The sequence below is a fragment of the Nocardiopsis alba DSM 43377 genome (genome assembly GCF_000341225.1).
GTDB classification, from domain to species: Bacteria; Actinomycetota; Actinomycetes; order Streptosporangiales; family Streptosporangiaceae; genus Nocardiopsis; species Nocardiopsis alba.
Map to the genome: position 1 here is coordinate 107,909 of NZ_ANAC01000009.1, position 20,009 is coordinate 127,917.

15 protein-coding genes are annotated in these 20,009 nt (G+C 69.0%); 7 read left to right on the plus strand and 8 right to left on the minus strand.

The genetic code is table 11. The features are described from left to right. The first annotated feature begins 163 nt into the window (after positions 1-163). The gene (locus tag D451_RS0107180) at positions 164-787 is read left to right on the plus strand and encodes a hypothetical protein (protein WP_020379941.1); all 624 of its coding nucleotides are present in this window, start codon (positions 164-166) and stop codon (positions 785-787) included. 910 nt (positions 788-1,697) lie between these two features. Then, complete coding sequence (locus tag D451_RS0107185) at positions 1,698-3,167, plus strand: catalase (protein WP_014912595.1); 1,470 nt, start codon at positions 1,698-1,700, stop codon at positions 3,165-3,167. 117 nt (positions 3,168-3,284) lie between these two features. Here D451_RS0107185 and D451_RS0107190 read toward each other — a convergent pair whose 3' ends face one another. The 6 genes from D451_RS0107190 to D451_RS0107215 form a co-directional block, all read right to left on the minus strand. Then, entirely contained in the window at positions 3,285-3,662 is a 378-nt protein-coding gene (locus tag D451_RS0107190) for an ankyrin repeat domain-containing protein (protein ID WP_014911563.1), read from the minus strand. A 59-nt stretch (positions 3,663-3,721) separates the two neighbouring features. Then, a complete protein-coding gene (locus D451_RS0107195; protein ID WP_017533915.1) occupies positions 3,722-5,038 on the minus strand; it encodes a DUF5685 family protein in 1,317 nt (438 codons plus the stop codon). A 1,198-nt stretch (positions 5,039-6,236) separates the two neighbouring features. After that, a complete protein-coding gene (locus D451_RS0107200; protein ID WP_241463297.1) occupies positions 6,237-9,134 on the minus strand; it encodes a hypothetical protein in 2,898 nt (965 codons plus the stop codon). Between the two features lie 180 nt (positions 9,135-9,314). Next, positions 9,315-10,007 (minus strand): TetR/AcrR family transcriptional regulator, encoded by a 693-nt coding sequence (locus tag D451_RS0107205; RefSeq protein WP_017533916.1) that lies wholly within the window; start codon positions 10,005-10,007, stop codon positions 9,315-9,317. A gap of 48 nt (positions 10,008-10,055) precedes the next feature. Beyond that, positions 10,056-10,838 carry a hypothetical protein gene (locus D451_RS0107210; RefSeq protein WP_017533917.1) on the minus strand — a complete coding sequence of 261 codons (783 nt, stop codon included), beginning with the start codon at positions 10,836-10,838 and terminating at the stop codon, positions 10,056-10,058. Between the two features lie 45 nt (positions 10,839-10,883). Continuing rightward, positions 10,884-11,513, minus strand: a complete 630-nt coding sequence (locus D451_RS0107215) for an HAD domain-containing protein (protein WP_014911265.1) — start codon at positions 11,511-11,513, stop codon at positions 10,884-10,886. Positions 11,514-11,812: 299 nt separating this feature from the next. Here D451_RS0107215 and D451_RS0107220 point away from each other — a divergent pair, with 299 nt between their 5' ends. After that, a complete protein-coding gene (locus D451_RS0107220; protein ID WP_017533918.1) occupies positions 11,813-13,042 on the plus strand; it encodes an acyl-CoA dehydrogenase family protein in 1,230 nt (409 codons plus the stop codon). Between the two features lie 67 nt (positions 13,043-13,109). Here the strand turns inward: D451_RS0107220 and D451_RS0107225 are convergent, their stop codons facing one another. Further along, positions 13,110-14,549 carry an XRE family transcriptional regulator gene (locus tag D451_RS0107225; RefSeq protein ID WP_026124890.1) on the minus strand — a complete coding sequence of 480 codons (1,440 nt, stop codon included), beginning with the start codon at positions 14,547-14,549 and terminating at the stop codon, positions 13,110-13,112. Between the two features lie 219 nt (positions 14,550-14,768). On the opposite strand from D451_RS0107225, the gene aceA reads away from it, so the two are divergent. The 3 genes from aceA (at position 14,769) to D451_RS0107240 (ending at position 17,737) form a co-directional block, all read left to right on the plus strand. Beyond that, on the plus strand, positions 14,769-16,067 hold the full coding sequence (gene aceA / locus D451_RS0107230) for an isocitrate lyase (RefSeq protein ID WP_014910696.1): 1,299 nt from the start codon (positions 14,769-14,771) through the stop codon (positions 16,065-16,067). A 470-nt stretch (positions 16,068-16,537) separates the two neighbouring features. Next, on the plus strand, positions 16,538-16,747 hold the full coding sequence (locus D451_RS0107235; protein WP_017533920.1) for a hypothetical protein: 210 nt from the start codon (positions 16,538-16,540) through the stop codon (positions 16,745-16,747). A 126-nt stretch (positions 16,748-16,873) separates the two neighbouring features. Beyond that, positions 16,874-17,737 (plus strand): CPBP family intramembrane glutamic endopeptidase, encoded by an 864-nt coding sequence (locus D451_RS0107240; RefSeq protein ID WP_017533921.1) that lies wholly within the window; start codon positions 16,874-16,876, stop codon positions 17,735-17,737. Positions 17,738-17,777: 40 nt separating this feature from the next. Here the strand turns inward: D451_RS0107240 and D451_RS0107245 are convergent, their stop codons facing one another. Next, positions 17,778-19,049 carry a CynX/NimT family MFS transporter gene (locus D451_RS0107245; RefSeq protein ID WP_017533922.1) on the minus strand — a complete coding sequence of 424 codons (1,272 nt, stop codon included), beginning with the start codon at positions 19,047-19,049 and terminating at the stop codon, positions 17,778-17,780. A gap of 164 nt (positions 19,050-19,213) precedes the next feature. On the opposite strand from D451_RS0107245, the gene D451_RS0107250 reads away from it, so the two are divergent. Then, positions 19,214-19,915 carry a FadR/GntR family transcriptional regulator gene (locus D451_RS0107250; protein WP_017533923.1) on the plus strand — a complete coding sequence of 234 codons (702 nt, stop codon included), beginning with the start codon at positions 19,214-19,216 and terminating at the stop codon, positions 19,913-19,915. The last annotated feature ends 94 nt before the right edge of the window (positions 19,916-20,009 follow it).

Genomic DNA, 20,009 nt, shown 5'->3' on the forward strand with positions numbered 1-20,009 from the left:
CCCCACCGGAGAAACCGGGGCTCTCAGGCCTCTTCTGAAAACCGCAGAGGCCTGAAAAAGCCACCCTCACGACTCAGCCTTTCAGTCCCGCACCCGTCTCACTCCTCGTCGATCCTCGGGCCAGGGTGGTGACCTTCTCATCGCCCATCTGGTCTTTCAATGCGTGGACCGCAAGGAGATGAACTCCGACGAGTACGACTGGGAGGAGGCGGTGGCCCAAGCCGTTCCTCTGACCGCTCGAGTTCTACCGTGGCTCCTACACCATATGGACGCCGCCCACAGTTCCACCGCTCCGGCCTCCATCACCCGTATCCTTTCCGACCCGAAGCTCTGTCGTGATCTGGTCTCGCTCACACTCCGCGACCTCCGCTCCGGTTCGGAAGCGCCACCCGTGTCCACGGATTACCGGGCGAAAGCCCATCAGCGGCCACGCAAGCCCCGGCGCCCCAACAGCGCGACCATTCTGTTGAACGCCGGTGAGCTGGGGCCCGGTACCCCCTTGGAATTCCGGCCGCTGAACAATACGGAGGAGGCCGCACTACGCGACTGGCTCACAGAGGATGATCGTAGGTCGAGGGCGACTTGGACGAACAATCGCCGGTACTCGCTGCTGTGGGAGTTCGACGGTAAGCATCACTCACCCAGTGGCCTGGTGATGACCATGTACGAGCTCGCCGGTTGGGAGGACTCCCCGGTCGCGGTCCAGGGTCCCGCACGGTGGTACATCGAAGGGGAACGTATGGACCGACGCGCCGAGCGAATCCTCGAGAAACTGGAGGAGGAGTAGGGGCACCGTTCCAGCTCAAGCAGGTGTGATCCCACAGTGCCCCTGTAACCCGACTGAAGCGGATAAGCCCTGCCCGGGGCGGCGAGCAGCAGGGCCCTACTGCCGACCGCCCCGGTTCACGCAATGCCCGCTTCCAGCAGAACGGGCTCGGCTTACCGTTCCAGGACACGTGCAGGTGATCCCTGACCCTGGTGCAGACCACGAAGAGTAGGCAGCGCACGCCCACGTCGCTTCCTGCGACTGTGGTGTGGAGACATCGTGTTACGGATGCCTACGCAACTACCGTAACCAACACTTCCACGACCGACTGCGCCGTGACGCGGCGATCGGCGCGTTGGAGGCTCTTCTGTGAGGTGTGACCGGGCGACTCTCCCTCGGTGACGAGGGGCCCGATGAGACAGAACCGCCACGACGCCCACCTCCCCACGTCGGCCCGACAGACACTGAACGTGAGCGGTCGGGTCGGCCAGAGGGGGCGGATCGTTGGTGGGAGGGGGAGGCGGAGGTCTCTTCTAGGGGGTGGTGGCCGGGTTCGGCCGGCTCGAGGGTGGGGTTCGTCGCGTGGTCGGCGGGGTGGGAGGGGCTCTCGGCTGCGCCCGGTGGGGTTCAGGGTGTCCCGTGGGGTGGGGACTCCGGGTGTTCGGACAGATTTTCCTCTGCCATAATTTGGAATCATTCCAGAAAAGTGCTTCAATGGCGGCATGCGCCTGAGCGATGTCGAAGCGGCCCGGAGCGGCTTCGCCATGGCCTGGTGCCCCGCCAGCGGCGCGCGACGCCATGTCCTGGAGGTCCGGTCGGCCGGGGTCCCGTCATCGACGGGGCCGTGTCCTTCGGTGTCACGAGGCCCGACACCGATCGACCGTGCTTCCACCGCGGCACCGAACGCTTCCCGTCAAGGAACAAGGAACACATGTCCCACGACAACACCCAGCCTCTGACCACGGCGAACGGCGCCCCCGTCGCCAATAACCAGAACAGCCTCACCGCGGGTCCCCGCGGCCCGATGCTGCTTCAGGACCTGTGGTTCCTGGAGAAGCTCGCCCACTTCGACCGTGAGGTCATCCCCGAGCGTCGTATGCACGCCAAGGGTTCCGGTGCTTTCGGTACCTTCACCGTCACCAAGGACATCACCCAGTACACCAAGGCCGCGCTCTTCTCCGAGGTCGGCAAGCAGTCCGAGGTGTTCCTGCGCTTCTCCACCGTCGCCGGTGAGCGCGGCGCCGCCGACGCCGAGCGTGACATCCGCGGCTTCGCCCTGCGCTTCTACACCGAAGAGGGCAACTGGGACGTCGTCGGTAACAACACCCCGGTGTTCTTCTTCCGCGACCCGCTGAAGTTCCCCGACCTGAACCGCGCCGTCAAGCGCGACCCGCGCACCAACATGCGCTCCGCCGAGAACAACTGGGACTTCTGGACCAACCTCCCCGAGGCTCTGCACCAGGTCACCATCGTCATGTCGGACCGCGGCATCCCCGCGAGCTACCGTCACATGCACGGCTTCGGCTCGCACACCTTCTCGTTCGTGAACGCCGACAACGAGCGTTTCTGGGTCAAGTTCCACTTCCGGACCCAGCAGGGCATCAAGAACCTGACCGACCAGGAGGCCGCCGAGGTCATCGCCGAGGACCGCGAGTCCTCGCAGCGCGACCTCTACGACTCCATCGAGAACGGCGACTACCCGAAGTGGACGTTCTACGTCCAGATCATGCCCGAGGCGGACGCGGAGAACTACCGCTTCCACCCCTTCGACCTGACCAAGGTCTGGTCGAAGAAGGACTACCCGCTCATCGAGGTCGGCGAGTTCGAGCTGAACCGCAACCCGGAGAACTACCACGCCGACGTGGAGCAGGCCTCCTTCACCCCGGCCAACCTGGTGCCCGGCATCGGCGTCTCCCCCGACCGCATGCTCCAGGGTCGTCTGTTCTCCTACGGTGACGCCGCCCGTTACCGCCTGGGCGTCAACCACCACCAGATCCCGGTGAACTACCCGCGCGCCGCCAAGCTGGTCAACACCTACCACCGTGACGGTGTCATGCGTGTGGACGGCAACCAGGGTGGGGTCCCCGGCATCGAGCCGAACTCCTACGGTCGCTGGCAGGAGCAGCCCGCCTACGCCGAGCCGGCGCTGGGTGTGGGTTCGAACGCCGACCGGTTCGACTACCGCGAGGACGACGACAACTACTTCGAGCAGCCCGGTGACCTGTTCCGCTCGATGAGCGCCGAGCAGCAGCAGGTTCTGTTCGAGAACACCGCGCGTGCGATCGACGGCGCCTCCGACGCCACCATCGAGCGCCACATCGCCAACTGCACCAAGGCCGACCCGGCCTACGGTGAGGGCGTGCGCAAGGCCATCGAGGCCAACAAGGCCGGCAAGCTGTAACACCCGGTCTTCGGGCGCCGGGGCGGGCGTCGCATACGATCCCGCCCCGATCCCCGCGAGTGAACCGACACGAGCCGCCACGGTCCCCGACCGTGGCGGCTCGTCGTCGTCTCGGGGTCAGGGGAGCAGGTCGGAGCGGCCGAACATCTCGGCCGTGGCGCGGGCGCTGGGCGTGCCCGCGTCGAGGTCGGCTCCGGCGTCGACGAGGGCCTTGACGACGTCGTTCTCGCCCTTGAAGAGCGCGCCGGCCACCGGTGACTGGTCCCGGTCGTTGCGCAGGTCCACGTCGGCCCCCCGCTCGATCAGGGAGCCGACGGTGTCGTGGTGGCCGTGGTAGGCGGCGAGCATCAGCAGGGTGTTGCCGTTCTCGTCCTTGGCATCGATGGGAAGGCCGTGGTCGAGGAACTCCAGCAGTTCTCCGGTCTTGCCCTCCCTCGCCAGGTCCATCGCCAACGCGATGACACGGTTGCTCTGCTCCGGTGAGAGTGCGTTCATGGTCTCCATGCTAGAAGCCGAAGGCCCCGGGACGTACTTCGTGTCCGGGTGTGTCCGGTTCATTCGCAGCAGCTACAGCACTGACAGCAGTTGCAACAGGTACAGCATTCGCAGTAGTCGCACCAGGATCTTCTGGGCTCGCCGGACCAGGGGCCGGGGTGGGGGTCCCTACAGCAGAACTGGCAGGTGCAGCACATGAGGAGCGCCGCGGCGCAGCCCATGAGCGGGCCTCTTCGGCGTGGCGGGGACTCCAGGGCGGGCGTCGAGCACGAGCAGCCGGAGCAGCATCCGCCCGACTCGTCGTGGCCCTTGTCGCGCCGACCTCCGCCCCCTCCCGTGTGGCCGGGCCCGCCGCCGTGTCCGTGGCCGCCGGGGGCACCATGGCCGTGTCCATGGTGCGCGCCCGCCCCATGTCCCTGGTGAGGGCCGTGAGCGTGACCGGGGTGCCCTTGGGGATGTCCTTGGTGTCCGGGGTGCCCGTGCCGCCCCGGGTGGCCCTGGTGACCGGGGTGACCGTGGTATCCGGCGTGGGAGAAGGTGCGGTCGACGGCCTTGCCCAGTTCGGTCACCAGGAGTGCGCGCACCAACCGGTCGTCGGTGAACTCCGCCTCGTCCAAGGCCAGGGAGACACCGAGGACCGCGTCGTCACAGAGTTCACGGGCCCGGTCGAGGCCGGTACCGGTGGCTGTGAGCGGGTTCCAGGCCCCCTTCTCCAGGTCCTCCTTCCGGTCCTCGACGGCGTCCAGCAGGTGCGCGATCCTCCCGAACAGACGACCCGCCTCGTGGAGGGCGGCGTGATTGGTCGGGCGGTCGGTGAGGATCGCGGTGTGCGCGAAGGCCTCCGCGGTGGCCTCCTCGGTGGGGGCGGTCACGGTCAGGACGTCGGTGCCCTCCCCGGCCTCGCGTTCCACTTCGCGTTGGCGGTCGACGACGAGGGCCAGGGCGGCTCCATCGAAACCGAGCCCCTCCCCCGAGGTTTGGGCCCCCTGTTGCCACCGTCGGGCGACCCGGCCCGCGACGGCGCGGACCCCGGGCCTGGCGAAGGCCCCGTCGCCGTCCTCGATGTGGTCTCTGACCTTGGCCGAGGCGAGCATCAAGGAGACCGTCGCGGCAAGGTCCGCTCCGGACCCCTCCGCGACCCTCGCCGACCGCATGCCGCGCAGCGGGCAGGGCCCGGCCATTCGGCTCCCGGACCGTTCCCGTGACTGGGCCGTGGCCAGGACCGACACCACCAGTCCGTCGTGGTTGGTGGCCATACGGGACATCTGGCCGTGCCCGTCGCGTAGGGCCAGGCACAGGCCGCAGAGGTGGGACATCCACTCCTCGGCCAACCCGTCGCTCAGACTGTGGCGACAGGGCCGCAGGATTCCGAACACGATCGTTCCCCTCGTTCTCGTTCCGCTCTCGAGGCGGACTCCGGCAACGGGGTTCGACTCACACGGAGCCCGGTCGGTTCCGGCCTTCTTCTAGTACCTGGAACCGGCCTCCGCGAGGGTCGTCTCGCCCCGGAATCATGCTGTGACCAGCGGTGACGAGAGTTGTCCACAGGCCTTCAGCACGCCGGACAGATCTGGTCCATCCTTGAGGGGAAGCCTGTTCCCACACCCCCTGTGAGCGGCGATGATCACCACGTTCTTTCCCTCGGACCTCGACCTCTCCCGTTTGGAACGCTCCGCCCTCGAACGAGCCGAACGTCTGGACCTTCCGTGCACGGCGGAGGGCCCCCGGCCGTCGACCGACCGTCTGCTCGTGGACCACCTACGGCACGAGTACACCGACTACGACCTGGATCGGAGCGCGGCACGACATCGGGCCGCCTGCGAGGCGATAGGACGCCGCTTCCCCCGTCTGCGCGAGGAGTGCGAGCGCCAGATCGCCCGACGGAGGGTCCGGGAGGAGGAAGAGCGGCTACCGCACGCGCTGTTCGAGGCGGAGCGTGAACGGGAGCGGGAGCGGCGCCGTGCCCTGGTGGCCGCCTCCCACGAGATGATCCGGACTCTGCACCTCGGGCAGCGGGTGCGGTTCAAGGCGGGACGGTACCGGTACACCGGTGTGATCCTCGCGTTGGGTCGCTCCAGGGCGACGGTGGCCTACCGTGTCGCCTCCGGACGCGACCGTGATCGGGTGCGACTTCTGCACGCCGCCCTGCTCACACCGGTGGAGGACGACGGACCGGAGGAGGGCAGCCCGACCGACCCCGCCCCCTCGGAGCAGCGGTGGGTCCCTCCCCGGCCCGACGGCCGCCATGTGCCGCGCTCCTCGCCGAGGCTCCGGCAGGGCGTTCCACCGTCGAGGTGCGGGAACGCCCTCTCCGGTCGGCGAGGGTACGGACAGGCACATCCTCCTTCGAAGCCTCGGATCACGATGAGGGGGGCCGGCCGAACGCCCCAGGGCAGGGGGCCGACACGGTCGCCCGCGTCCCGAGGTCGAGGGTTCTCCCGGACCGGGCCCGCTACCTCCGCACACGACCGGCGTCTGCGAGAAGAGGCCGTCCGTCGAGCCCTCGACCCTCCGGGCTTCCCTGTAGCGGGGTCGCGGACCGCCCACGAGTCGGTACCGCCGGACCTCCCCGGCTCAGAGGGGAAGACCGGGGATCATACCGAGCAGACCGAGCACCCCGCCCTCGACGCGGGCCCCGACCTCCACACCGATGGCGAGGGCCGCCGCCAGAAGCAGGAGAAGGAACAGAATCCTGAGCGCTCCTCTCCCGCGGGGGCGCGCGGGCTCCTCGTCGGCGTCGGTCTCGATCCAGGAACGGTCCAGGCGGGCGTTCTCTCGGCGCAGCTCCTGCACCTCGACGTGGTAGTGGTCGCGTTCGGACCGCACCCGGTCGAGTTCGGAGCGCTCGGCCCTGACCGCCGCGTGGACGTCGGCCACGTCGGTCCGGGCACCTTCCGGGCCTCGACGACGATGCCAACGCTCCAGGCGCGCCAAGGGCAGGTCGATGTAGTGCGTGGGCCAGTTGTCGTCAGGATCGGTGTGGTCCTCGTCGACCTCGGGGGCCGTCTCGGCCTCGTAGTTCGGCGGTGCCTCCTCGTCTCTGATGAACGGGAGTGCCGGGGCCTCGTCGGGGTCCCGGGAGGAGGCCGGCGCCGAAAGGGCCGGGGGCGTCCCCCTCTCGGCCGATGCGTCGGACAGGGGCGAGGAGGCTTCCGGATCCGCTACGAACTCGAAGAGATGGGATTCCCGGCCGTGGGACGAGAACCCGGACTCCGGGTCGAGCCCGGGTTCCGAGTCGCTCGGGGCCGTTGTGTCGGCGAAGGTCCCCGAAAGCGTGGCCTCACCGCCCTCGCCCGAGCGCTCGGATCCCGAACCGGGGGCGGAGGGCTCGAGGCTGGAGGCTCTCGGTGGCACCGTGTCATCGGAGGTCCCGGAGAGCGTGGTCTCCGGGGCATGGGCCGGGGTCTCGGGGTCCGGGTCGAGCACGGAAGGCTCAGGGTCCGGGCCACTCGGGGACGTCGTACCTGCGAAGGCTTCGGAAGGGTCCTTCCCCCGATCGCGGTAGGAGGGTCCGAGATCCGGGGCTCTCGAGGATGTCGCACCGGTGGAGAGCTCGGAGGAGGGGGTCGCCCCGCCATGGGCCGGGGCCTCGGGGTCCGGGTCGAGCACGGAAGGCCCGGGTTCCGAGCCGCTCGAGGTCGTTGTGTCCGTGGAGGGTTCCGGGGACGGAGCCTCGATCCTCGACGTGCGAGCGGCGGGTTCGGGTTCCGGGCCGCGGAACACGAAGGCGGGGGCGGCCCCTCGGGGCGGTGTCGTGGGATCCGATTCGTCCGCGACGGGTTCGGAGAACGGGGCGCCCACGTTCCCCACCGGTTCGGAGGGTGCGGACGCGGGCTCGGGGGTCGCGGGCTCCGTGGCCCGGCCGGTGTTCGTCGGGGTCGGGGAAGCGATCGAAGTCCCGGGGACCGTGCCTCGGGTGGTCGTGGCGGGGTTCGAACGCTCGTTCCTCGAAGCGGGCGGGGAGGACTCGAGATCCGATTCGTCGAACCCGGGCAGGGGCGTGGCCTCGAGGTCGAGGGAGGGATCCTCCGTTTCCTCCCCCGCGTCCTCGTCGCTCTCCGTTCCGGACGTCCCCTCGCCCCTCACCCTCCGGGGGCCGGGTACGGCGGGTTCCTCTTCTCCCGTCGGCACGCCCTCGGTTCGGAAGGGCCTCTTCCCTATGGGGAACTCGCGTTCGTGGGGTTCCTCCTCCGTATCGGCGAAGGGGTCGGGGGCCTCCTGGAGTTCCCCACCGGGCGTCTCCGGAAGGGGCTCGACCCGCTCCGAAGCGGTCCGGCTCCTCGGAACCGATTCCGTCGACGCGCTCTCCTCACCCTCCGGGGCCTCGAAGGACGGTCGAGCCGGGGCGTCCCTCTCCTCGTCGTGCCCTTCCGAGGGGGAGGTCTCCAGCACGGGAGGTTCGGCGACGGCGGTCTCCGTGTCCCCCTCCCCTGTCCGGGGCCTCTCGTCCGGCACGGCGTTCGGCGGCTCCCCCGGCCCGGGTCGGGGATCGAGCCAGTCCTGGATCAGCTCGAGCCGGTCGGCGAAGGTACCGGCCCCGGGCACGCCCCGGGCGTTCAGGTGCTCGGTGAGGGCGTCGCCCCCTTCCTCACGCAGGATCGTGACCAGGGCGTCGGCGATCTTGAGGTGTTCGAGGGGCGCCGGGGACAGGAAGGGGCCACGACCGGCGGCGTTCTCGACGGGCGGGCCGAAGGCCAGGTGCGGCCCGTCCTCACCGCCCAGCACCGGTTCGTAGGTGGAGAAGGACCAGTTCCAGGCAGCTGCGGGGATCGCGGAGGGCGGGGTCAGGACGTCGTGCAGGATGCGGTGCATGCCCCACAGGAAACGCAGTTGGACCGCCTGCCACAGGTCGGCGCGCTCGGGCTCCAGCATGAGGTGGACGGGCCGGTCCGGGTGGGCCAGGGCTCGGGCGACGGCCCCGATGAGGATGGGCTCGTCACCGATCCTGGTCTCGGCGGCACGTCGGTCGCGGCTGCGGACCGCGCCCGGGGCCGCGGTGAGTTCCCAGGGTTCGGGGGCCCGCAGGGCACGCATGGTCGCCCAGCCCGGGGAGGGCGGCCTGCTGTCGGCCGGGCGCGTATTGGGGTTCTCGTGCAGGGCGAGAACGCGCGGAAGGGTCAGCCCGCGGGAGGGCCCGACGATCGCCCAGGCGTGGGCACGGCGGACATCGCCCGGCCAGCGGTAGACCAGCGCGCTACGACCATCGGGATAGTGCCGGGCCCACAGGGTCTCCGGATACGCGGAGGGCGCGGTATCGGCGAGGGCGGACCGATAGTCGGCCGTGAGAGCAGGCAGGAGCCGGTCGCGCCAGGACCTCAGGGCGGGTCGATCATCGGCGGTCAGCGAGGTGGCGGCCGGTCCGGGACCGTTGTGGCCGAGGAGGGTGGGTTCGGCCCAGGCGAAGTGGATCTGGTGGTGGTCACCGGACCGCACCGCCGACCACTCGTCCGGCGCCATTGTGCTCTCGGGCAAGTGACCCCTCCCACGGGTTCGCGAACCATCCGGTGTGCCCGGCCACCGGGGCCGCGCGCTTCCTTAGGGAAGGTATCCGGCGGAAGCGACGAGAAACAGCGGAAGCGGCGTTATACGAGGATTTATGAGCTTTGCGAAGAAAGGAGGGTTCCATCGGAACGGCACCGGTTTCGGGAGGGGCTACGCGGCGCTGCCGTCGATGGCGCCCACCACCGCGGCGGTGAGATCGTCGATGATCTGCTCCTCCTCGACCTCGGGGTGCTCCAGCCACCACTCCCCGGCGGCCTGCACCATGCCGACGATGGCGTGCGCGGCTATCTGGGCGCGCGGACGCTGCTCGACGCGCCGTTCGGTGATGAGCAGGTCGGCGAGCTCCTCACCCAGGCGACGGACCATGAGTCCCAGGTCGCTCCGTGTCCGTACGTCCTCGGAGGTGGCCCTGTCCATGAGGAAGCGGTACAGGTTGAGGTTCTGGGAGATCATCGACAGGTAGGCCCCGACCGTGGCCCTGGCACGCACCTCGAACTCGGTGTGCTGGTGCAGTTCGGCGCGGATACGTTCGATCAACGGGTCGACGTGGCGTTGGGCCAGGGCCTGATAGAGACCGCTCTTATCGCCGAAGTGCCGGTAGAGGATGGGTTTGCTGATCCCGGCCTCGGTCGCGATGGCGACCATGGAGGCCTCGTGACCGTCGCGCTGGATCACCCGGTCGGCGGCGTCCAGGATGGCCCGCCGCCGTTCGGGGTCGCGTCCACGAGGGTGACGGCCCCCTCGGGAGCGCGCGGGGCGGGCTCCGTCGGAGCGCTCGGGGGAGGCGGGCCCGGCGGTCACACCGGCTCCGTTCGAGGGGTCGTCGTCACTGAACACGTCCATCGGTCGTCTTCGAAGGCCACAAGGGTCCACCGTAGCGGTTCGGCCGTCTCAGGACCGCAGAGTGATCCAGGTGGCCTCGGCCATGGCGAGCCGTCGACCCTCCTCGTCGTACAGGGCGCTGGAGGTACGCACCTTGCGTCCCTCCACGGACTCCAGTCGGCCCATGACCACCGGGGTGGTGCCCACCTTCGGCGCGCTCAGGACCCGGGCGGTGAAGCGACCCAGGACGATCGGGCGACCGTTGATGTCGTGAGACCAGCCGCCGGGGCAGTCCAGAGCCGCCCAGACCTGGGCGAAGGCGGCGGACCCCGTTCCGTCGTCCACGGCCGGGAGGACGTTCCACGTGCAGGCGACGGTGTTGCCCACGTTGTCGGGCCCCTCGCCCGGGCGGACCCGACCGGCGAAGAGACGCAGCCCTTCGCCCTCGGCCCGCTCGGGACCGCAGCTGTAGCAGCGGGAGAAGGGATGCTCCACCAGACCGGGGTAGAGGTCGCGGGCCTTCTCCGCCTCCTCTACGGAGACGGGACCTCCGGGGATCGGGGCGAGGTCCCGGGCTTCGACACGGCTCGCCTCGGCGACCAGCCGCGCCCGATCCTCCGGATCCTCGACGGAGGGGTCGATCAGGCGCAGCCCGTCCTGTCCCAGGGCCTCCACCGCCAGCGGACGGTCCAGGGGAGGCGGGGTCCGCAGGGTGACCTGGACCGCGTCCCCGCCCACCGAGGTCAGCCGCTCGGCGAGGAGGCCGGCGCTGTAACCACCGTTTCCGGAACCGTCGGGACCATTGAAGGCCGCTGGGATGGTGATCGTGGGGGCGTCATTGCCTGGTGTCATGGGCCACAGGGTAGTGACCGGCCGCGGAGTGCCCCGCTCCCGGGGTCAGTCCACGAGCCCCATGTCCTCGGGCCAGTCGGCGAGCAGTTCGAAGTCCTTCTCCCAGAGGCCGATCGCCGGGTCGACCGGGTGCAGAAGGGCGTCGGAGAGATGGTTGCGCCGGACCCAGGTGATGTCGCGGGCGGTGATCCCGTCGTCGACCCAGGCGAAGGGGCGGCCCGCGGCGTACTCCACGAGCCTTCGGGTCTTGAAGAACAGCCCTGGGGCGAACCGGTCCACGTGGGGGAACGCGACGACGGGAAGCTCGGGCAGGCCCAGGAGGGGACCGATCATCGTGTTGGCGTCCTCCTCCCAGGTGGTGGCCCAGACCAGGTCGTAGGGCAGGGCCAGCAGTGCCTCACCGTGGTGCGGGTTCAGCCGTACCCGCAAGGGGCGGGCGGGCGGCTCCCAGCCGGTCGGACGCATCGGGTGGGCGACGTAGGAGTCCGGAAGGTCGGCGTGTTCGGCCCGGAAGGGGTTGAGGGGACCGTCGACGTCGAGGAAGAGCAGGGGGCGGGGCATGGCTGACTCCAGTGGATGCTCGCGGTGGGCGTTTCCGATGAGGGCCCTTTCGGGTTCGGTCGTGCGGGGGTGGGCCGTTTCGGGCAGGGGTACGGGGCCGACGGGTGTCTCCATGTTCTTTTCCCGTCCGGGCGCGCCCGGACCGGCCGATCGGCTCGCCGGCGGTACGGGCGCGTGCGCGTTCTCGGACCACGTGTGGTGGCGGAACGGTTCACGGGCGTTCGGGGGTTCCCCTCTCAGGACGCCTCAGGCGTCCCCGTCCATGCCACGGTATGCGGGTCCTCCCCGGATCGGGTGCCGTGCGCCCATGGTTCGACCACTCGTCATCGGCACGAAACCCCTTCGTGTTACCGTTGGTAACACATATAGATCGCCCCTCCTCCCCCGGAGGATCCAACGAAGGATGTACGCGTATGAGTGAGGCCACCGCCCCCGCCTTCAGCCTGGAACCGAGCGAAGACGTCCGCGACGTCCGGGACTGGGCCCACGGGTTCGCCGCCGACGTCATCCGCCCCGCCGCCGCCGAATGGGACGAGCGCGAGGAGACCCCCTGGCCGATCATCGAGGAGGCCGCCAAGATCGGCCTGTACTCCCTGGACTTCTTCGCCAACCAGTGGTTGGAGCCCACCGGCCTGGGCATCCCCGTCGCCTTCGAGGAGCTCTACTGGGGCGACCCTGGGATCGCCCTGTCCATCACCGGCACCGGGCTGGCCGCCGTGGCGGTCGCCTCCAACGGCACCCAGGACCAGCTCTTCGAGTGGGTCCCGCAGATGTTCGGCAGCCCCGAGGACGTCAAGCTCGGCGCCTTCTGCTCCTCCGAGCCCAACGCCGGTTCCGACGTCTCGGCCATCAAGACCCGCGCCGTCTACGACCAGGCCAAGGACGAGTGGGTCCTCAACGGAGTCAAGACCTGGGCGACCAACGGCGGCATCGCCAACGTGCACGTGATCGTCGCCTCGGTCGAGCCCGAGCTGGGCTCGCGCGGTCAGGCCTCCTTCATCGTGCCGCCCAACACCCCGGGCCTGTCCCAGGGACAGAAGTTCCAGAAGCACGGCATCCGCGCCTCGCACACCGCCGAGGTCGTCCTGGACGACGTGCGGATCCCCGGTTCCTGCCTGCTGGGCGGCAAGGAGAAGCTCGACGAGCGGCTGGCCCGGGCCCGAGAGGGCAAGCGTTCCAAGGGTCAGGCCGCGATGAAGACCTTCGAGGCCTCACGCCCGAGCGTCGGTGTCATGGCCGTCGGTTGCGCCCGCGCCGCCTACGAGTACGCCCGCGACTACGCCAAGCAGCGGGAGCAGTTCGGCAGGCCGATCGGCGACAACCAGGGGGTGGCGTTCCTGCTCGCGGACATGGCCACCCGGATCGACGCGGCCCGGCTGCTGGTCTGGCGCGCGGCGTGGATGGCCCGCAACGGCAAGGACTTCACGAACGCGGAGGGCTCCATGAGCAAGCTCTACGCGTCCGAGACGGCCACCTTCGTCACCCAGAACGCCCTGCGCATCCTGGGCGGGAATGGCTACACCAGGGAATACCCCGTCGAGCGGTGGCACCGCGACGCCACGATCTTCACGATCTTCGAGGGCGCCAGCGAGATCCAGAAGCTCATCATCGGCCGCACCATCACCGGCCTGCCGATCCGCTGAGGTTTCCGCGGTTCACAGAGGCTTGAAGGGGTCGGCGCCCGTACGGCGCCGACCCCTTCGCGTGTCCTCAGTCCGCGCCGTGTCGTTCCAGGAAGGTGTAGACGTCGTGCTCGTCCACACCGGGGAAGGACCCGGAGGGCAGCGCCGACAGCACGTGCGAGTGGGCGCGGGCCGAGGGCCACACGTTGCCCTCCCACTTGCCGGCGAGTTCCGCGGGCGGACGCACGCAGCACTCGCCGCTGGGGCAGTTGGACTTGGTGCGGTTGGTGGTCTCCCGACCGCGGAACCAGCGCGACTCCTTGTAGGGCACCCCCAGGGTGATGGCGAAGTTGCGTTCGCGGCTGGGGTCGACGTGGGCCACGCACCAGTGGGTGCCGTTGGGTTTGTCGGTGTACTGGTAGTAGATCGAGTACCGGTCGGGTGACTGGAAGACCTGGCGTCCCGACCATTGGCGGCACATGCGCTGTCCTTCGATGGCGCCGGTGTCGTCCGTGGGGAAGACGAGGCCGTCGTTCTCGTAGGCCTTGTAGATGATGCCGGTCTCGTCGTTGCGGATGAAGTGGCAGACCAGGTCCAGGTGACGGTGGGCCAGGTTGGTGAACCGGTGGGCGGCCATCTCGTAGGAGACGGAGTAGACGTCGCGCAGGTCCTCCACGGACAGGTCGCGGGCCTTCTTGGCCTCCTGGAGATAGGTGACGGCGGTGGTCTCGGGGATGAGCACGGCCGCGGCGAAGTAGTTGGCCTCCACCCGCTGACGCAGGAAGTCGCCGAAGTCCTCGGGGCGATTGTGTCCCAGGATCACGTGTCCCAGGGTCTGGAGGAGGATCGTGCGCGGGCTGTGCATGCCCAGGCTGGTCTCGCGCTTGAGGTAGATGCGCCGGTTGACGTGGTCGGTGAGCGAGCGGACGGAGCGGGGAAGGTCCTGCACGTACTTCAGGGAGAAGCCGTGGTGGGTGGCGATCGCGAGGATCTGCCCCTGGGAGAGGGGTCCCGCGCTGTAGTTGACCGCCCGGAGGGTCTCGGCGGCCGCGCTCTCTATGTGTTCGAAGTAGTTGCCGCGTTCGCGCATCTGGCGCCGCAGGTCGGCGTTGGCCCGGCGGGCCTCCTCCGGTGTGGCCGTGGGTTTGGCGTTGCGCCGCTTGAGTTCCTCGTAGAGACCGACGATGTGTTCGAGGACGTCGTTGGGGACCCGCTTGCCGACCTTCAGGTGCGGCAGGTCGAGCTCTTGGTAGAGCGGGTCGCGCTGGGCCTCCTCGACGGAGATCTCCAGCTGGGCCCGGCGGCTCGGTGGCTGCTTGGACAGAAGTTCCTCGACCGAGACCCCCAGGGCCGTCGCCAGGGAGGTGAGGAGGGAGAGCTTGGGCTCGCGTTTCCCGTTCTCGAGGAGGGAGAGCTGGGAGGGCGCCCGCCCCACGCGTTCTCCCAGGTCGGAGAGGGTCATCCCGCGCGCTCGACGCAGATGACGAAGCCTCTGACCAAAGGTGACGAGATCTAGGTCACCCGTCAAAGACGGTATTTCTTCAGCACCAAAGTACGCCATGGCTTCATGATACGGAAAGATTCAGCGTTCTTCACACGATTTCCAGTGGAAAAGTCTTGGATCTTCCCCAAGAATCATAGTTACCGGCGGGGAACTTACCGCCCAGGGCTCACCCCCTGGCCCTGGTCAGGATCTCCCTCGACCGGTGCGAACACCTTGGGGACTACACGTAAGGCGGGAACGAACATGAGCACCAGCGCTCGTCGTCAGGAAGCCAGCGCCGCGCTCCAGCGTGACTGGGAGACCAACCCCCGCTGGGCGGGGATCGAGCGGACCTACTCCGCCGACGACGTGGTCAAGCTGCGCGGTTCGGTCACCGAGGAGCACACCCTGGCCCGGCGCGGTGCCGAGCGCCTGTGGGACCTGCTCCACACCGAGGACTACGTCAACAGCCTCGGCGCCCTGACCGGCAACCAGGCGGTCCAGCAGGTCCGCGCCGGCCTCAAGGCCATCTACCTCTCGGGGTGGCAGGTCGCGGCCGACGCGAACCTCTCCGGCAGCACCTACCCGGACCAGAGCCTCTACCCGGCCAACTCGGTCCCGGCCGTGGTCCGCCGGATCAACAACGCCCTTCTGCGCGCCGACCAGATCACCTGGGCCGAGGGCGACGACACCGCCCCCGAGTGGCTCGCTCCGATCGTGGCGGACGCCGAGGCCGGCTTCGGCGGCGTCCTCAACGCCTACGAGCTGATGAAGGGCATGATCGCCTCCGGCGCCGCCGGTGTGCACTGGGAGGACCAGCTCGCCTCCGAGAAGAAGTGCGGTCACCTGGGCGGCAAGGTCCTCATCCCGACCGGGCAGCACGTCAAGACCCTGAACTCCGCCCGTCTGGCGGCGGACGTCGCCGGGGTGCCCTCGCTGGTCATCGCGCGGACCGACGCTCAGGCCGCGACCCTGATCACCAGTGACATCGACGAGCGCGACCGCCCCTACATCACGGGCGAGCGCACCGCCGAGGGCTTCTACCGCTTCCGCAACGGCGTCGACGCCTGCGTCGCCCGCGGTCTGGCCTACGCGCCCCACTCGGACCTGCTCTGGATGGAGACCGCGACGCCGGACCTGGAGGTCGCCCGCAACTTCGCCGAGCGCATCAAGGCCGAGTACCCGGACCAGATGCTGGCCTACAACTGCTCGCCGTCCTTCAACTGGAAGCGTCACCTGGACGACTCCACCATCGCGAAGTTCCAGCGCGAACTGGGCCACATGGGCTACAAGTTCCAGTTCATCACTCTGGCGGGCTTCCACTCGTTGAACTACTCGATGTTCAACCTGGCCAAGGGCTACGCCAAGAACGGGATGACCTCGTACGTCGAGCTCCAGGAGGCCGAGTTCGCGGCGGAGGCCGAGGGCTACACCGCCACCCGCCACCAGCGCGAGGTCGGCACCGGCTACTTCGACGCCATCAGCACGACCATTTCCCCTGAGGCCAGCACCACGGCTCTCACCGGCTCCACCGAAGAAGACCAGTTCTCAGCGGCTCACTGACTCTGGCTCTTCGTTCCCCGGAGGCCGTCCCTCCCCGCTTTCGTGGCTGGGGCGGGGCGGGTCGGCCTCCACCCCCTGGCCGTCGGCCATGCGCGGTCCGTGTCACACACGCGCATGGCCGGCGGCCTTTTCGCGCCCTTGAAAGCGTCGCAATACATGGATCAATACATTTTCCATGGGCGACCACGGGAAGACATAGGGACGCCACTTTCCCGCCTCGTGCTTTTTCCGAAGAGCCCGACCTCCCCGATACCCGCAATGACTAAACGGGATTTCCTGTCCGAATTCGGCCAGAAGCGATAACAGAGACCCCTGTTCACACCAAGGAAACATCAATACAGTGGTTCGCGCGTGGGTCACAGAACAATAACGCCCCGGCTCCTCCCGTTCTCCGGGAGCCCCATGAGCCGGTCCACAGGCGTTCCGTGAGGCCGACCCGCAGCACACATCCCCGATCACATGGAGTCACTGTGAAGCTCGAGGACATCAGCAAGGAGATGCTCACCACCACCCGCCGGGTCCTGGCCGGAGGCGCGATCGCGGCCGTGGCCGTGTTCGGTGTCGCCGCCTGTGAGGACACCGCCGTCGACGACCCGGGCGTCGAACTCGAGGGCGAGGACGGTCTCGACGAGGGCCTGGACGACGGCCTCGAAGCGCCCGGTGACGAGGGCGACGAGTAACCCTCCTCCGCAGGAGTCCCGAACGGGCGGGGCGCCGCCTAAAGGGCGCCGTCCCGCCCGTTCCTCCTCCTCAAGGCCCCGTGTCCGCCGTGTCCGGAGTCCGTGGGGAAGACGTACATTCGACACGTGACCGACAGAACCCACCCGGATCCGAACGAGTCCGCGCCCTCCCGGAGCCCGGGCGCCCCGCGCCCCTCTTCGCCGGGGCCCGTTTCCACGATCGAGGTCCGCGACCTTCTCCCCGATCGCTCCCTGCTGCGCTGGGAGATCCTGTGCGTACTCGCCCTCTCGTTGGGGGCGGCCGCCGTCTCCGCGGTCATCTCCTTCGTGGGCGTGCTGACCGCCCCCGAGTCGATGGCCGACCAGACCGCCAGTCTGATCCGGTCCCGCGCCGAGGGGCGCCCCTGGCTCGACCTGTCCTTCCAGCTGTACTCGGTCGTCTTCGCGCTGGCCCCCGTGGCCCTGGTCGTGTACCTGTTGCACCGCACCGGGGAGTCGGCCCGAACGATCGGCTTCGACGTCCGCAGACCCTGGTTCGACACCTGGAGCGGGCTGGTCCTGGCCGCGCTGATCGGCTGTGGCGGGCTGGTCGTCTACCTGGTGTCCTGGCAGCTCGGTCTGACCCGCACCATCGTCCCGAGCACGTTGGACGGCAACTGGTGGGACACCCTCGTCCTGATCCTCCAGGCCCTCAAGAACGGGGTCCTGGAGGAGGTCATCGTGGTCGGCTATCTGTTGCACCGACTGGCACAGATGGGGTGGAGTCCGTGGAAGGCGGTGCTCGCCTCGTCGGTGCTGCGCGCCTTCTACCACCTGTACCAGGGCGTGGGGATGTTCTTCGGCAACCTGGTGATGGGGCTGGTGTTCGGCTGGTTCTACCTGCGTTACGGCCGCGTGATGCCGCTGGTCGTGGCGCACACGGTCATCGACATCGTCGCGTTCGTCGGTGCGGTGTACCTGATCGGACGGATCGACTGGCTGCCGTTCTGATCGTGCTCGGAACGCCCGACCCGCGGACTCGGAGGCCGTTCTAGACCCGAGCCCGCTCCGCCTTCTTCTCGATGGCGTCCTCCAGGTACTGGGGACGTCCTACGAGCAGCCCGGTGACGAGGTTGATCGCCACGAGGGTCAGCACCAGGAACAGCGGGGCGTACCAGCCGTCGGTGAGGTCGTGCAGGAGCCCGAACAGGAAGGGGCCGGCGCCGCCCAGCAGGTAGCCGAGGCTCTGGCTGGTGGCGGACATCGCGGCGGTGCCCTCGGCCGTACGGGTGCGCACGGTGAAGATGGTCAGCGCCAGGACGAAGGTGCCCAGGGCGAAACCGATGAAGGTCGTCCACACCCAGGTGCCCGCCAGCGGGGAGAACAGGAGCCCGCAGATCCCGATGGTGTAGGCCAGGGCGAACATGACGACGAAGGGTCGCTGGTCGCGTACCCGCACGATGAGCGAGGGCAGCACCAGGGACATGGGGATGCCCAGGATCGTGAGGTAGGCCAGCATCACACCCGCGGACTGGGCGTCCATCCCCTGGTCGCGCAGCATCTGGGCGTACCAGCCGAACATGATGTAGGCGATCGAGGACTGGGTACCGAAGAACAGCACGCCCTGTCTACCGAGCCCGGTGGACAGCACCTGGCGTACGCCCATCGTGACGCCACCGCCGCCGACCGAGGGCTCATGCCGCAGTACCAGGAGCCAGGGCAGGAGGGCGACCAGCCCGAAGAGCGCGTAGGCGCCCAGGGCGAAGCGCCACTCGCCGGTGCTCTGTTCCAGGGGGACGGTGGAGGCGGCGGCGATGGCGGTCCCCGTGGCCAGGCCGGTGGTGTAGACGGTGGTCATCAGACCGACACGGTGGGGGAAGTGCTGCTTGACCAGGACGGGCAGGATCACGTTGCCGACCGCGCCGCCGGCCAGGGCGATCACGCTCAGGGCCAGGAACGTCCAGGTGTCGGGGGCGAAGGCGCGGGCGGTCAGTCCGAGGGTGACCGCGGCCAGCGCGTAGACCAGCAGGTGGTGCGATCCGAGTCGACGGCCGAGCGTCGGGGTGACCCCGCCGAAGGCGGCGAAGCACAGGACGGGCAGGGTCGTGAGGATGCCGGCGCCCACCGCGCTCATGCCCAGCCCCTGGGTGACCTCGTCGAGGAGGGGGCCGACACTGGTGATGGCGGTGCGCAGGTTGAGAGAGGTCAAGGCGATCGCGAGGGCGATCAGCAGAAGGGCCACCCGAGGTGTCGCCGAGGGGGTGGTGGTGCCGGTCGAGGAGGCGTCCTGAGCAGGTGACGCGGGAGTAGGGGCTGCGCTCATAGAAGGCGACTCACAAATTCGTAGGATGACCCTATGTACTTCATGAGGATAACGCATTGCCCTCGAGTGCCGATTCCCGCGCCCGACTGGTCTAAGCTCCGCCCTAACCCATCCCCTGGGCGCTGGCCCTATCATCCGGCGACCCGCCCCTAGGAGGTATCAGCGTGCCCCTCGCCTCGACACGCCGGACCGGTCTCGTCGACCAGGTCATCAGCCAGTTACGAGCACAGATCGACTCGGGTGAGTGGGGCGTGGGCGATCGCATCCCCACCGAGTCGGAACTGTCCGAGCAACTCGAAGTCGGCCGCAACACCGTCCGGGAGGCCGTCCGGGCCCTGGCCCACGCGGGCCTGTTGGAGATCCGGCAGGGCGCGGGGACCTTCGTGCGCGCCTCCAGCGAGCTCGGCGGCGCCCTGCGCCGTCGGTTGGAGCGCTCCCGTCTTCGGGAGAACCTGGAGGTCCGACGCGCCCTCGAGGTGGAGGCCGCGCGCCTGGCCGCCCTACGGCACAGCGACGAGGACCTGGCCGACATCGACCGCGCCATGGCCCTGCGCGAGGAGGCCTGGCGCGCCCACGACATGGGCGCGTTCGTGGAGGCGGACTTCACCTTCCACCGGGCGGTGGTCAACGCCACGCACAACTCGTTGCTCATCGAACTGTACGACGACATCGCCCAGGTGGTCTACGCGAGCATCGCGCACACCGCGTACGGGCAGGACGAGGGGTCGACCGAACGTCCCTCCTCCGACGGTGAGGGTGTCGACCACAGTGGTCTGAGCGAGGCCATCCGCGAGGCCGATCCGGCCCGTGCCGCCCGCGAGGCCACCTGTTACATAGACGAACTGCTCTCCCTCGCCGAGGAGTAGGGCACGCCTTTCGTGGAGCGTCTCGCCCTCGGGTCCCGGTCGGGCCCGAGGGCGGCCTCGTCTCGGCCCGGGGCGGGGTCAGTCCCCGCCGTAG